The sequence below is a fragment of the Candidatus Electrothrix sp. genome (assembly GCF_052785085.1).
This window is the reverse complement of record NZ_JALAAI010000113.1, coordinates 1-12,065: the sequence shown is the minus strand read 5'-3', so window position 1 is coordinate 12,065 and position 12,065 is coordinate 1. Positions and strand designations below refer to the sequence as shown.

Below are 12,065 nucleotides of genomic sequence, written 5' to 3'. Positions count from 1 at the left end.
TTTGTTGAAGGACTCAATAACAGCATAAGAAACATTATTCGGACTGCGTTTGGATATAGAAATTTTGAAAATTTCAGGCTCAGAGTATTTGCGGAACATGGCGTTCCCCACTAATCTGCGATGAGCCAAACTATCGTGATCTTCTTTTTTTGTCCAATCTTTTTTTGTGTGGAATGAGGCGGGTGAACGGTTACCCGGCAACGGCTGGCGAACGGCAATGTGCAGATTGATTCCGTCACCGGCGAGGGCAACCGTACCACCAATCTGGACAACACTGCTTCCACCGGGGCCTTTTTTACCACCACCATCGACCCCAGCGGCAATGAAAGCAGCTTCAGCCGTTCCGCTGACGGCCTCAGCGAAGAGCGGGAACTTGCCTGCGGCATGACCGGCTCGACCGAATACGGCCTACAAGTACAAGGTGGTGCGGAGCACAAGCACGGCATCACCGACCGGATTGACCCGAACCGCCGAGATGGACAAGACCTATCAGGATACCGATGGTGATGCGGACGAGCTGCCCGACCTGATCACGGAAACGGTCTCCCGCGACGGCAGACTGACAACTCTTGTGCAGAACACCCTGACAGGGGAAAAAACTGTCACCACGCCGGAAGGCAGAACAGTGACAGCCAAGTATGATCCGGCAACCCTGCTCACCACCGGCGTGGCGATTCCCGGTCTCTTCCCGACGAACTATGCCTACGACAGCAAGGGCCGTCTGACCTCGGTCAGCACGGATGCCCGGACAGCGAGTTTCAGCTATACTGCCCAGGGCTTCCTTGCCTCCCAGACCGACCCGGAAGGCCGTACAACTTCGTACAGCCATGATGCAGTGGGCAGAGTGACCGGGGTCTCCCGGCCTGACGGCACGACCGTGCAGTTCAGTTACGACAGCAACGGCAATATGACCGTGCTGACCAATCCGTCGGCCACCGACCATGTCTTTGACTACAATAAGGTTAATCGACAAAACGCCTATCAGACCCCGATCAGCGGCTCGTACAGCTACGTCTATGACAAAGACAGAAGGCTGAAGCAGACCAATTTCCCTTCCGGCTTCCAGAACAGCAATATCTACACCGACAACCTGCTGGCCCAGACGCAGACCCCGGAAGGCAATATTGATTACAGCTATCTGTGCAGCTCCAAGGTCGGGTCGATAACCAAGGGCACGGAATCCCTATCCTATGATTATGATGGCAGTCTGCTTCTCTCGGAGACCAAGAACGGCACCCTCAATCAGGTACTGGAGTTCACCTATAACAACGACTTCGACCTGTCCGCGATCAACTACGCAGGCGGCACGGAAAATTTCAGCTATGATGACGACGGCCTGCTGATCGGGGCCGGTGCCTATACCATTTCCAGAAATGCGGCCAACGGCCTGCCCGAACAGGTCAGCGGCAATGCCCTGAACCGCAGTCGCACCTTTAACGGCTACGGAGAACTGAGCCAGGAGGACTATGCAGTCAATGCCCAACCTGTCACGGGCTGGTCTGTGACCCGGAATACAAACGGCAAAATAATCACGAAGACCGAGAGCGTAAACGGCAGCACGGTTGACTCTACCTATACCTACGACGATATGGGCAGGCTGCTGACCGTGCGTCAGGACGGCACCCTTGTGGAGGAATATCAGTACGGGCTGAACGGCAGCCGGACTTATGAAAAGAATACCTTGAAAGGTGAATCCGGTCGGACGTACAGCTATTCTATCGAGGATCATCTGCTGTCCGCAGGCGGGGTGAGCTATGTGTTCGATGAGGACGGCTTCCTGGTCAGCAGAACGGACGGGGCCGATGTGACAGGCTATCAGTACTCGTCCCGAGGCGAGCTGCTGGAAGTCAGCCTGCCGGGCGGCGACAAGATTGAATACCTCCATGACCCGCAGGGCCGCAGGATTGCCAAGAAGGTCAACGGAACGATTGTTGAAAAATACCTCTGGCTCGGCCTGACCCAGCTTATGGCGGTGTATGACGGCAGCGACAGTCTGCTGATGCGCTTTGAATATGCGGACGGCAGAATGCCGGTTGCCATGACCGCAGGCGGCGTGACCTATTATCTCGGCTATGATCAGGTCGGCTCGCTGCGCACGGTCGCCGATGCCAGCGGCAGCGTGGTCAAAGCAATCAGCTATGATTCCTTCGGCACAATCCTTTCCGACAGCAATTCCGCCTTGGCCGTGCCTTTCGGCTTTGCAGGCGGCCTGCATGACCGGGAGACCGGATTAGTCAAATTCGGCTTCCGGGATTACGATCCGGCAATCGGGCGTTGGGTTGCCAAAGACCCGATCTTCTTTGCGGGCGGGGATGTTGATCTTTATGGATATGTGTTGAATGATCCGGTGAATTTTGTTGATCCTTGGGGGCTTTTTGATAGCGGCGGCCCCGGAGAGGACTTTCAAGGGCCTAATTATCCTGGACATGGTAATTTTTTCGGAAGCAGTTATTTTGATTACAACCTTGAAGATCATGACTGGAAGACAAGTCCATTTAATATTCCATCTGGATTAGAAAGACACTTCCGTGATCTTTCACAGTCAGAAAAAGATGTCAACGACGCTTTAGGTAGTTGTAATAAAGAAAATTTTGAAAGGGCAGTACATCGCGGCCAAGATTTTTTTTCACACTATAATAAAGGATATCGCTGGTGGACAGCTGGACACGGATTCGCTGGAAAAGTGCCCGATAGAGATATGCAGGCTTGGAGGAATGCTGAGGAATGGACCAGACCTTGGGTGTACAGCTGGCTTGTTAATTGTGGTCTGGGAGCGAAACCTATTAAACCTCAATTATTGTTAGATTAACTATTTTGTAGCCCTGTAGCCCGGTAGGTTGGGGTGAGGAACGAACCCCAACAACTGGCTACAATATGTACGCTGCACAACCTAATAATGATAGCGAAGCTGGGCTATTAACACCACATCTTCTTCCGCCTTATATACCAGGCGGTGTTCATCCGTAATCCGGCGGGACCAATACCCGGACAGACCGTGCTTCAATGGCTCCGGTTTACCGATTCCCGCATAAGGCACCCGCTGAATATCACGGATCAGCCGATTGATGCGCTTCAACGTTTTCTTGTCGGCCTGCTGCCAGTAGAGATAGTCTTCCCAGGCATCTTCTGAAAATATCAGCTTCAATCCTCAAGCTCCCTCTCCCTGCCTTTTCCCGCCTCAAGTTCGGCAATTGACCTGAGCAACCGACGGGCATTTTCAGGGCTTCGCAGCAGGTAGGCCGTCTCCTCCAGCGAAGAATAATCTTCAAGCGACATCATGACAACCGGTTGGGCTGTTTTTCGGGTTATAATGACCGGAGAATGATCGTCGCAGACCTTTCTCATGGTTTTTGCAAGGTTACCTCGTGCCGCAGTATAAGTGATCGTCTCCATAAATTCCTCCTAAGTGAACATGTACATTTTACTGTACTGTAAAACGTATCGGAGTGCAAGTATCCTGTTTTGTCGATCAACTCGCTGCAATTGATGTTGCTCTTGTTGTGCTTGTTTTTCCGTGCCCAGTCTACAATCTCACAAAAGCGATCTCGCTTGATTCACCAAACAGTGGGAATTTGCCCGGCCTTCAATAAATTCCTGTCAGAGGTGACGAGTCGGGATTCATTGATGACAGCAGTGGCACTTATAATCCTGTCAGCAGGATCATTGTTGACCTCTTCAGGGAAACCCAAGGCTGTTTCTACAATTTCAGGTGTAATTGATATGACTCCAATATCATGCGCTTCAACAACCAGATTTGAAAAGTCGGAGGCAGTGCAGAATATCTTCAGTCTGTTTTTCCGAACAAGATAGCCGATTTCCAAAAAAGTTATATCGGATATTGCTGATCGGTTTGATTGGATTGCCGACATCGCATCCAATGTCAGCTTCTCCTGTTCAAGTCCGAGCCAGATAAAGACGCAGGTATCCAGAACAATCACCGGGCAGCTCCCAACTCATCAATAACCGGAGAAACAACGTCGCCTGTCTCGGCTGTTGCGGCGATTCGGGCCAGTTTCTCTCTGGCGGCTTCCTTCCGGTTGACAGGCTGTCTGAGTTCAGCAATTTCTTTGCCTCGGGAAGTGAGCAGGATCTCCTGTCCCTCCAGAACATACATGAGATACTTGGACATGTGCGCCCGAAATTCTGATATAGCAACTTTAACCATAGCATTTCCTCCTGTACAAATTATACAGTACAATATGTACAAGTCAAGCGGATGGCAGCTCTCAACAGCTTTTCCATCTCGGATCGGGGAAAACCGGAGCCGTTTTCCTTACGTGACAGCGCGGGGAAGGGGTATCGACAACAACTTGAAAACAATAAGGTCATACAAATCTTTTCTTGCTGCGGAACAGGGAGTGCCTGCATAAATTTCGCAGAAACTCAAGAAATACAGGATGCGCAACGTTTCCGCCTTATGCTCCGAATTCGAGGCCCGCAATCCATTGTCGGGCTTTTGTTGTTTTTATAGACTGAAAACGGGAAAATTCGGATACAAAAGCATCGTTGACAGCAGGAAGCAATGTGTATAAGATGAAAATAATACACATTGTTTTAAAGGAGACCGCAATGCGAACAAATATTGTCGTTGATGACAGCCTGATGGCTGAAGCGATGCTTAAGCAATATCAAACCCAAAAAAGGTACCATTGATAAGGCACTAAGGTTACTGGTGCAGGTCAAACGGCAGGAAGTAATCCGCCTGTTGAAAGGCAAACTGCACTGGGAGGGTGATCTGGCGGAGATGAGGTGGGACTGATGGTTCTGGTCGATTCCTCTTGTGGATAGATTATTTCAACGGTGAGGCAACATGGCAGACAGAAATGCTGGATCAGTTACTACAGCAGATACCTGTGTATACGGGTGATCTTATCCTGACCGAGGTATTGCAGGGCTTTCGGAAAGGCTTTTTCTCACCGGAACGGGACAACATGGATAAAAAAAATGCATCATAGTATTTTGATATCACTAAAAATCAGTATACTCCTTTCCCTGTTCATTATCCTGGCAGGACTCTGTCTTCCCCAGCTTGGCTTGGCAGATCCCACCACCAGTGCAAACAACGATACCATCTCTGAGACAAGACTTGACCAGGCAATCACCGAGACCCTGCAACAGCCTGAATTTGCCTGGCGGCTGCCCAGGGAACAGGGCCTTGAAAAGGAAGAGGGATCATCAGGCTTTCTTTCCACTCTTTTTGCCCCGTTACTTGATTTTTTCAGGGACATCGGGATCGGATTGGGTGATTTCCTCGAAAACAGTGGGAAATGGGTTGGCGAGCATCTTAAATCATTCTTTGACTGGATGAAGGGCCTTATTGAGCACAAAGAACCGACAGAACGTTCTGATTTTAATTTTAAAGATTTCTCACAACCGCTGGCCTGGTTCCTTATTGCAGCCCTTGTCCTGATCATCCTGGTGCTGTTGATTAAATCATTCCGTAACAGGCCCGTCGCCACAGAAGTGACTCCTGAGCCAATACAACCTATGCCCGACCTTACAGCGGAAACAACAACTGCTGACCAGCTGGAAGAAGACCAATGGCTGGCCCTGGCAGGAGAGATGTTGGAGAAAAATGAACTACGGCTGGCACTTCGTGCTCTCTTTCTTGCCAGCCTGGCCCTGTTAGCACGGCACCGCCTGATCAGTATTGCCCCTTTTAAAAGCAATCGCGAGTATCTGCGCGAACTGGCACGCAGTGCCCATGCCCTTGCAGGAGTCCCTGAAGCCCTGCATGAAAATATCAGGCTCTTTGAGAAGAGCTGGTACGGTGATCATCAAATCAGCAAGGAAAACCTGGCCCGTGTTCGGAAAAATGCCAGCCTGATGAGGTCCAGCTGTGGCTGATCCCAGACTCGGTTCAGGCCCCAGGCGGGTCGCATTATTTGCTCTGGTTCTGTTCTTTTTCGGGGCCTTGAGCTGGCTCTTTGCCCTCCGTCTTGAAAACGGGGATTTCCTGCCTGCCTATTCAAGCCTGCGTAAAGACCCTATGGGCACTGCTGTGCTCTATGAGAGCCTGTTGCGAAGTGGTCTCAAGGTACAACGTAACCATGATCCCTTGTCCAGAACCGTGCTTCATCCCAACGAAACTCTGCTGATCATCGGCCATCATAGTACCTTCTTTGGGATGTTTCGTGCTGAAACCGAGCAACAGGCACTCACCTCTTTTGTGGAACAAGGGGGTCGCCTGGTTATCACCAGTACCGAGGCATCTTCCTCAGATGCTGGTGAGGAGGTGGAAGAGCCAGACGATACAGAACATAAACCTGATGATCAGAAACAACCTGAAGAAAATAATGCAGAAAAGATCGGGCAGGCTCAAGGAAATAAAAAAGATGAGCAACCGGAAGAAGAGGATGCTGATGAAGAGCCTGATCCTCCTCCTTGGGCTGTTGCGACTAAAGCCCTTGATACGAAGGAGAAAAAAGAGGATAAAATCCCCTCAATCGCAACCGGAGTTCTGGAGGAGACAGAACTGAGCCTGGCTTGGCCCAACAGCGTGGTTTTCAAGGAACCAGATGAACACTGGCAGGTATTGCTCCGCCTGGATAATGAACCGGTCCTGATAAAACGACAGCTGGGTCAGGGCAGTATTGTTCTGGCAACCTCCTCCTTTTTTCTGTCCAACGAGGCCATGTTGCGGGACCGCGAGGTCGCCCTGCTGGCATGGCTCACAGGCAGCCCTTCCCGACTCATCTTTGATGAATTTCATCACGGACTTCGTTCACGGGAATCCATTGCCGGGCTGATACGCACCCATAACCTGCACGGGGTCATTATCATCCTTGTGCTGCTGGCTCTCCTCTTTGTCTGGAAAAACAGCTCCTCGCTCCTGCCCCGCTCCAAGAACCAGGAAAAACCAGCCCATCACCGAACTGGTCGGGATCAGTTTGAAGGCATGGTCAATACCCTCCGCCTCCATCCCCCGAAAAACCTGGTTGCTACAGCCCTCCAGCAATGGGAAAAGAGTAATCGCAGATGGTGTCAGGCCCATCCCAAACAGCTTGACAAAATGCGCCAAACTGTCCAGAAATATACTCAAGAAGCTCGTGAACAGGGGGCAACACCTCACCGTGCCCCAAAGAATCCAAAGAACTCAAGCAGGGAAAGGCAACAAGTAACCTGCTACCAATCCATCAGCAGAATCCTGCATGAGAAGAACAAGAGCAAACCAACCCAGGAATGATTATGAGCGAAGCATCATTGCATACCTTACAGAAGATATTACAACGGGCCAGGCAGGAGATCAGCAAGGTGATCATTGGTCAGCAAGAGGTTATTGATAAGACCCTGATTGCTGTGTTCACCACAGGTCATGCCTTGATTGAAGGGGTACCTGGAGTGGGCAAGACCGTCCTGGTCAGAACTATCGGTCAGGTGCTGGGCTGCGAAACCAACCGCATCCAGTTCACCCCAGATCTGATGCCCACAGATATCACAGGAACCAATATCTATAATCTTCATAAGCAGCGTTTTGATCTGGTCAAGGGGCCGATTTTCACCACCTTTCTCCTGGCAGATGAGATCAACCGGGCCCCGGCCAAGACCCAATCTGCCCTGCTCCAGGCCATGCAGGAGCACCAGGTCTCCATTGACCGGGACACCCATCCTCTTTCCCCTCATTTTACGGTCTTTGCCACCCAAAACCCGGTGGAATACGAGGGCACTTACCCCCTGCCCGAGGCCCAGAAGGATCGTTTCCTCCTTAAAATCGCGATGAAGGAACCGGATCGGGAAGATGAACTGCAACTTGCTGCCCGCACCCTGGGAAAAGACAGCCCTGAACGGGTTCTGGACAGTGGTGCAATTCAGCCTGTTCTTGCTGAAAAACAGCTGGCTCTGTGCAAACAACTCCTTGGAGAAATTGTGGTCAAAGAGGAATTGATTGCCTATGTGGTTGATCTGATTCGGGCCAGTCGGCAACACGAGAGCGTCATGGTGGGAGCTGGTCCACGGGCCACCCAAGGGCTACTTCTGGCCTGTCGGGCTGCGGCAGCCCTTGATGGTCGTGATTTTGTTGTGCCCGATGATGTCAAGGAACTGGCCGTACCGGTCATGGAACATCGCCTGGTGCTGCGGCCTGAGTTTGAGATTGAGGGCTTAACAGCGGGTGAGGTGGTGGCAGACATTCTCCAACAGGTTGAGGTGCCTAAGTAGTGTCTTCCCTGGTTCCTGCCCAACTGTTGCTCATCTACGTAGCAGTCCTGTTGCCTCTGGGCCTGCTCCCGGTGATCAACCCGGCCCTGACCCCAGCTGCGGTAGTGCTGGGTCTGCTGGCATTGGTTCCCATTGCTGTTGATTTCCTGCTGTCCCGGCAACGTCTTCAGGGCATCGCTTTTCAGGTTCCACCGGTCATTCGTTTATCTGCTGGCCGGGCCGGGGATATCCAGGTGACCGTGAGCTATGGAGCAAACACCGGGGCAAAAAATCCTGCCCGCTCTCCTGCCCGCCCTCCTACCTGGATAACAGTGGGCCTTGACTTCCCTCCAACCATTATCTGCGACCAGGAAATCATTACCCTTGCCCTGAGCCAGGATCATGAACAGGCCCTGTTTTCCTTTCCGGTTCTGGCCAAAGAACGGGGCCGTTTTGCCCTGACCCTGCTCATGGCTGCCACCCGGTCCCGTTTCGGCTTCTGGGAGATACGGCAAGAAACAAAGCTGGACGCAGAGATCCGGGTCTACCCTAATCTCCAGCTGGAACAGAAAAAACTGGCCTCGCTTTTTATGCCCCAAAGAGGCGCAGGTATCCAGCCCAGAAGGCAGGTGGGCCAAGGTCGGGAATTTGAAAAATTACGGGAATATCTGCCCGGTGATTCTCTGGATATGATCCACTGGAAGGCAACAGCCAAGCGGCAACACCCTATGTCCAAGCTGTATCAGGTAGAACGAATTCAGGAGGTTTATGCGGTGGTGGATGCGGCCCGACTCAGTGGACAGCCCGGAGCAGAACAGGAACAGCGGCTGGAATCCTTTATCCGAACAGCTCTGGTCATTGGCATGGCTGCCCGCCAGCAGGGCGACCTTTTTGGCCTGCTCACCTTTCATCATCAGATTGGTTCCTTTATGCGGGCCAAGGGCGGAGCAGGCCATTTTAACCTCTGCCGGGATCAGCTCAGTTTGCTGGAGATGCAAAGGGTCAGCCCTGATTTTCGAGAGCTGGCTATCTTTATCAGGAACAAACTGAAAAAACGGGCCTTATTGATCTTTATGACCAGTCTTGATGATCCGGTTCTTGCTGAAGAACTGCTCACGTCGATTGAGCTGATCTGTCGCCAGCATCTGGTGGTGATCATGACACCGAATACTACCCAACCCTTATTTGCCGATGAGCAGGTAAGCACGGTTGATGATATTCGCCGCAACCTGGTTGGTCATTTTCAGGATCAGGATATGCGCACCCTGGAGCGGGCCTTTCATCGCCTGGGGGTGACCATGCTCCGCAGTGAGGCTCCGGCCCTGGCTGGTCTGGCTGTACAACAATACCTGAGCGTGAAATCCAGGCAGTTGTTATAAAAATATTGTATTATTCCGCCCCACAGGGGCGGAATAGGAGTTTTCGGCATGATCCTCAATATTGATACCTTTATTGCAGAAGAACGCCCTTTCTGGGAAGAGCTGGAAGGCTTTCTCCAACGCTCGGGCAAAGAGGGCGGAGAACGCTTTAGCCTGGATGAGATCCGCCGCTTTCATTACCTCTATCAGCGTACCTCTGCTGGTCTGGGCCGTTTGGCAACCTTTAGCGCAGAACCGGAAACCAAGGGCTACCTGGAAAACCTGATCGCCCGTGCCTATGCCGACATCCACGAACGGCGACGTATTGGCTGGAAACGCAATAAGGCGCAGCAGCTCTTCAGGGCCTTTCCCCAGACCTTCCGACATCATATCAACGTCTTTTACCTTGTCCTGATAATCACCCTGGTTGGAGCCTCTTTTGGTGGTTTTGTCCTGATCAAAGATCCCCAGGCAAAGGCTGCACTCCTCCCCTTTTCCCATCTCCATAACAGCCCAGAGGAACGGGTGGCCCAGGAGATGAAAGAACAAGGAGAACATATGAGCGGTCATCAGGCCCAATTTGCCGGTTCCCTGATGGCCCATAATATCAAGGTGGCTATCTTTGCCCTTGGTCTGGGCCTGACCTTTGGGGTAGGCACCCTGATTACCCTGTTTTATAACGGGGTCATTCTCGGGGCTGTGTCTGTGGACTATATCATGGCTGGTCAGAGCACCTTTCTCGCAGGATGGTTGCTGCCCCACGGCTCCATTGAAATCCCGGCATTCCTGGTGGCAGGCCAGGCAGGTCTGGTGCTGGCAAAGGCCCTGATCGGGCACGGGGATCGTACCCCAACCAGCCAGCGGCTGCGAAAAATCTTACCTGATCTCACCGTGCTCATCAGCGGGGTGGCAGTGATGCTGATCTGGGCTGGCTTGGTGGAGTCTTTTTTCTCCCAATACCACGCTCCAGTGATTCCTTACAGCCTGAAAATCAGCTTTGGCGTCATTGAGTTGCTTCTCCTGGTGCTCTATCTGGGTTTGGTGGGCAAACAAGATGATGGCAGACACGACCCATCGTAAAAATTATGTTCTGGTAGGGGCACGGCACGCCGTACCCCTACGGCACTTGCAAAATACCTGACCATGTATCAAAAGAAAAAACAGCTCCGTATCCGCACTCCAGAAGGAATCTCCTTTGCCCTGGAACTGGCCAGCCCGCTGATGCGTTTTTTTGCCTGGAGCATTGATGCTCTGATCATCATCAGTCTGGGGATCTTTCTTCAACAAATGATCTTCACGCCTATTATCAAAGCAGCCCCTGATATCGGCACAGGCCTGTACATCGTGGTGACAACAGCCCTGTCTCTTTGCTATGCAATGGCGATGGAATGGTTCTGGGACGGTCGGACCCTGGGAAAACGACTTTTTCGGCTCCGGGTTATGGATAGCAATGGGTTTCATCTCCAGCCCAGCCAGGTGGTGGTCAGAAATCTGCTCAGGGTGGTTGATTCCCTGCCCCTCCTCTATCTGGTCGGGGGAGCAGCCTCTTTTTTCTCGCCACTCTATCAGCGGCTGGGCGACCGGGTGGCTGGCACGGTTGTGGTCAAGCTGCCCAGGTTTAACAGCCCTGATCTGACCGCCATTGGTGAACAAAAATTCAACTCACTCCGGGCCTATCCCCATCTGGTTGCCCGCCTCCGCCAGGCAGTTACTCCGGCTGAGGCTGATATTGCCCTTCAGGCCCTGCGCAGACGGGATACCTTTGATGATCTGGAACGCACAAGTCTTTTTGACCAGCTTGCAGACCATTTCAAGGCCAAGTGCAGCTTCCCGGAGGAAGCGGTGCGCACCATCAGTAGTGAACAGTACCTCAGAAATGTTGTTGAGCTTATCTATTCCAGTGGACAGTAGCCCCGTTATAAAGTTTCAGGGTTTGTTCCTTCGCTGATAGATAGATCCCCGTTGGGGGCTTTTAAGGCTCGTTTTCTACCTTCCCTTGTCGCTCTACCACATATTTGCCCAGCCCAAAACTGCTCTTCCCACCCACATGCATCCATTCCCCAATGGCCAGATACGGCAAAAAAGGCCGGAAATCCTCAGCCGTCCCTTGCCAGGTCACAGAGCCAAGCAGGCCCCCGAATTTCATCCACTGTTTTTGCCGCCCGGAAAAGCGGGGCAGCTCCTGCCATCGGGCATCGGTTCGCTGCCCATCCAAATGGATGCACTTCCGTGCCAAAGCAACCAACTCGGCCCGCTGCTCTGGCTCCTGGATTTTGCCGCTCCCGTACAGGCCAGACAGGGTATTGATTCGCCCCAGCAATCTGGCAAGGAAGAGGTGAAATTCCGGGGCACGGGAAAGCAGATGCCCATCAGCCTTGAGACGCAGACGAGTGGGCAGATGGATGGTAAGGGAATCATTGTTGATCAGGACAGGGCAGGCATAGCCCAACTTTGCGATACCGAGAAAATAATCCTTTTGAAATCAGCATGTTAAGTGTTTTGGCAATTCGTTCTTGGCACCACAGATTTTTTTATTTTCATTTTTTTTCTTACTGTCCCGCCAGGATAGTA

General features: G+C 52.0%; 13 protein-coding genes and 2 pseudogenes. 10 read left to right on the top strand and 5 right to left on the bottom strand.

The genetic code is table 11. The annotated features are described in order from the left end of the window. From L2082_RS15365 to L2082_RS15355, 3 genes and pseudogenes are all read left to right on the top strand, one after another. A pseudogene (locus tag L2082_RS15365) lies at positions 1–96 on the top strand (transposase); the annotation flags it as partial. A 123-nt stretch (positions 97–219) separates the two neighbouring features. After that, on the top strand, positions 220–507 hold the full coding sequence (locus L2082_RS15360) for a hypothetical protein (protein ID WP_446009387.1): 288 nt from the start codon (positions 220–222) through the stop codon (positions 505–507). Beyond that, on the top strand, positions 476–2,809 hold the full coding sequence (locus L2082_RS15355; RefSeq protein WP_446009388.1) for an RHS repeat domain-containing protein: 2,334 nt from the start codon (positions 476–478) through the stop codon (positions 2,807–2,809). Before L2082_RS15360 ends, L2082_RS15355 begins: the two co-directional genes overlap by 32 nt. Positions 2,810–2,890: 81 nt before the next feature. Here L2082_RS15355 and L2082_RS15350 read toward each other — a convergent pair whose 3' ends face one another. From L2082_RS15350 to L2082_RS15335, 4 genes are all read right to left on the bottom strand, one after another. Beyond that, entirely contained in the window at positions 2,891–3,145 is a 255-nt protein-coding gene (locus L2082_RS15350) for a Txe/YoeB family addiction module toxin (protein WP_446009389.1), read from the bottom strand. Then, positions 3,142–3,393, bottom strand: coding sequence for a type II toxin-antitoxin system Phd/YefM family antitoxin (locus L2082_RS15345; protein WP_446009390.1), 252 nt, complete (start codon positions 3,391–3,393; stop codon positions 3,142–3,144). The genes L2082_RS15350 and L2082_RS15345 overlap by 4 nt, the downstream gene beginning before the upstream one ends. A gap of 161 nt (positions 3,394–3,554) precedes the next feature. Beyond that, positions 3,555–3,938, bottom strand: a complete 384-nt coding sequence (locus L2082_RS15340; RefSeq protein WP_446009391.1) for a type II toxin-antitoxin system VapC family toxin — start codon at positions 3,936–3,938, stop codon at positions 3,555–3,557. After that, a complete protein-coding gene (locus L2082_RS15335; protein WP_446009392.1) occupies positions 3,935–4,165 on the bottom strand; it encodes a type II toxin-antitoxin system Phd/YefM family antitoxin in 231 nt (76 codons plus the stop codon). Before L2082_RS15335 ends, L2082_RS15340 begins: the two co-directional genes overlap by 4 nt. A 593-nt stretch (positions 4,166–4,758) precedes the next feature. Here L2082_RS15335 and L2082_RS15330 point away from each other — a divergent pair. The 7 genes and pseudogenes from L2082_RS15330 to L2082_RS15300 all read left to right on the top strand — a co-directional run. Further along, positions 4,759–4,901: pseudogene (locus L2082_RS15330) on the top strand (type II toxin-antitoxin system VapC family toxin); the annotation flags it as partial. Positions 4,902–4,944: 43 nt separating this feature from the next. Then, entirely contained in the window at positions 4,945–5,847 is a 903-nt protein-coding gene (locus L2082_RS15325) for a DUF4129 domain-containing protein (RefSeq protein ID WP_446009393.1), read from the top strand. Then, complete coding sequence (locus tag L2082_RS15320) at positions 5,840–7,186, top strand: DUF4350 domain-containing protein (RefSeq protein WP_446009394.1); 1,347 nt, start codon at positions 5,840–5,842, stop codon at positions 7,184–7,186. The genes L2082_RS15325 and L2082_RS15320 overlap by 8 nt, the downstream gene beginning before the upstream one ends. Positions 7,187–7,188: 2 nt before the next feature. Next, positions 7,189–8,157, top strand: coding sequence for an AAA family ATPase (locus L2082_RS15315; RefSeq protein WP_446009395.1), 969 nt, complete (start codon positions 7,189–7,191; stop codon positions 8,155–8,157). After that, positions 8,157–9,515 carry a DUF58 domain-containing protein gene (locus L2082_RS15310; RefSeq protein ID WP_446009396.1) on the top strand — a complete coding sequence of 453 codons (1,359 nt, stop codon included), beginning with the start codon at positions 8,157–8,159 and terminating at the stop codon, positions 9,513–9,515. The genes L2082_RS15315 and L2082_RS15310 overlap by 1 nt, the downstream gene beginning before the upstream one ends. Positions 9,516–9,563: 48 nt before the next feature. Continuing rightward, positions 9,564–10,574 carry a stage II sporulation protein M gene (locus tag L2082_RS15305; RefSeq protein ID WP_446009397.1) on the top strand — a complete coding sequence of 337 codons (1,011 nt, stop codon included), beginning with the start codon at positions 9,564–9,566 and terminating at the stop codon, positions 10,572–10,574. 63 nt (positions 10,575–10,637) lie between these two features. Then, positions 10,638–11,405: an RDD family protein gene (locus L2082_RS15300; protein ID WP_446009398.1), complete on the top strand. Its 768-nt coding sequence runs from the start codon at positions 10,638–10,640 to the stop codon at positions 11,403–11,405. Positions 11,406–11,466: 61 nt separating this feature from the next. Here L2082_RS15300 and cas6 read toward each other — a convergent pair whose 3' ends face one another. Then, a complete protein-coding gene (gene cas6, locus L2082_RS15295) occupies positions 11,467–11,943 on the bottom strand; it encodes a CRISPR system precrRNA processing endoribonuclease RAMP protein Cas6 (protein ID WP_446009399.1) in 477 nt (158 codons plus the stop codon). Positions 11,944–12,065: the final 122 nt, after the last annotated feature.

Coding starts and splice junctions, on each gene's coding strand:
- L2082_RS15345 (WP_446009390.1), bottom strand. CDS start 3,393: ATGGAGACGATCACTTATACTGCGGCACGAGGTAACCTTGCAAAAACC.
- L2082_RS15300 (WP_446009398.1), top strand. CDS start 10,638: ATGTATCAAAAGAAAAAACAGCTCCGTATCCGCACTCCAGAAGGAATC.
- L2082_RS15305 (WP_446009397.1), top strand. CDS start 9,564: ATGATCCTCAATATTGATACCTTTATTGCAGAAGAACGCCCTTTCTGG.
- L2082_RS15335 (WP_446009392.1), bottom strand. CDS start 4,165: ATGGTTAAAGTTGCTATATCAGAATTTCGGGCGCACATGTCCAAGTAT.
- L2082_RS15355 (WP_446009388.1), top strand. CDS start 476: ATGGACAAGACCTATCAGGATACCGATGGTGATGCGGACGAGCTGCCC.
- L2082_RS15315 (WP_446009395.1), top strand. CDS start 7,189: ATGAGCGAAGCATCATTGCATACCTTACAGAAGATATTACAACGGGCC.
- L2082_RS15325 (WP_446009393.1), top strand. CDS start 4,945: ATGCATCATAGTATTTTGATATCACTAAAAATCAGTATACTCCTTTCC.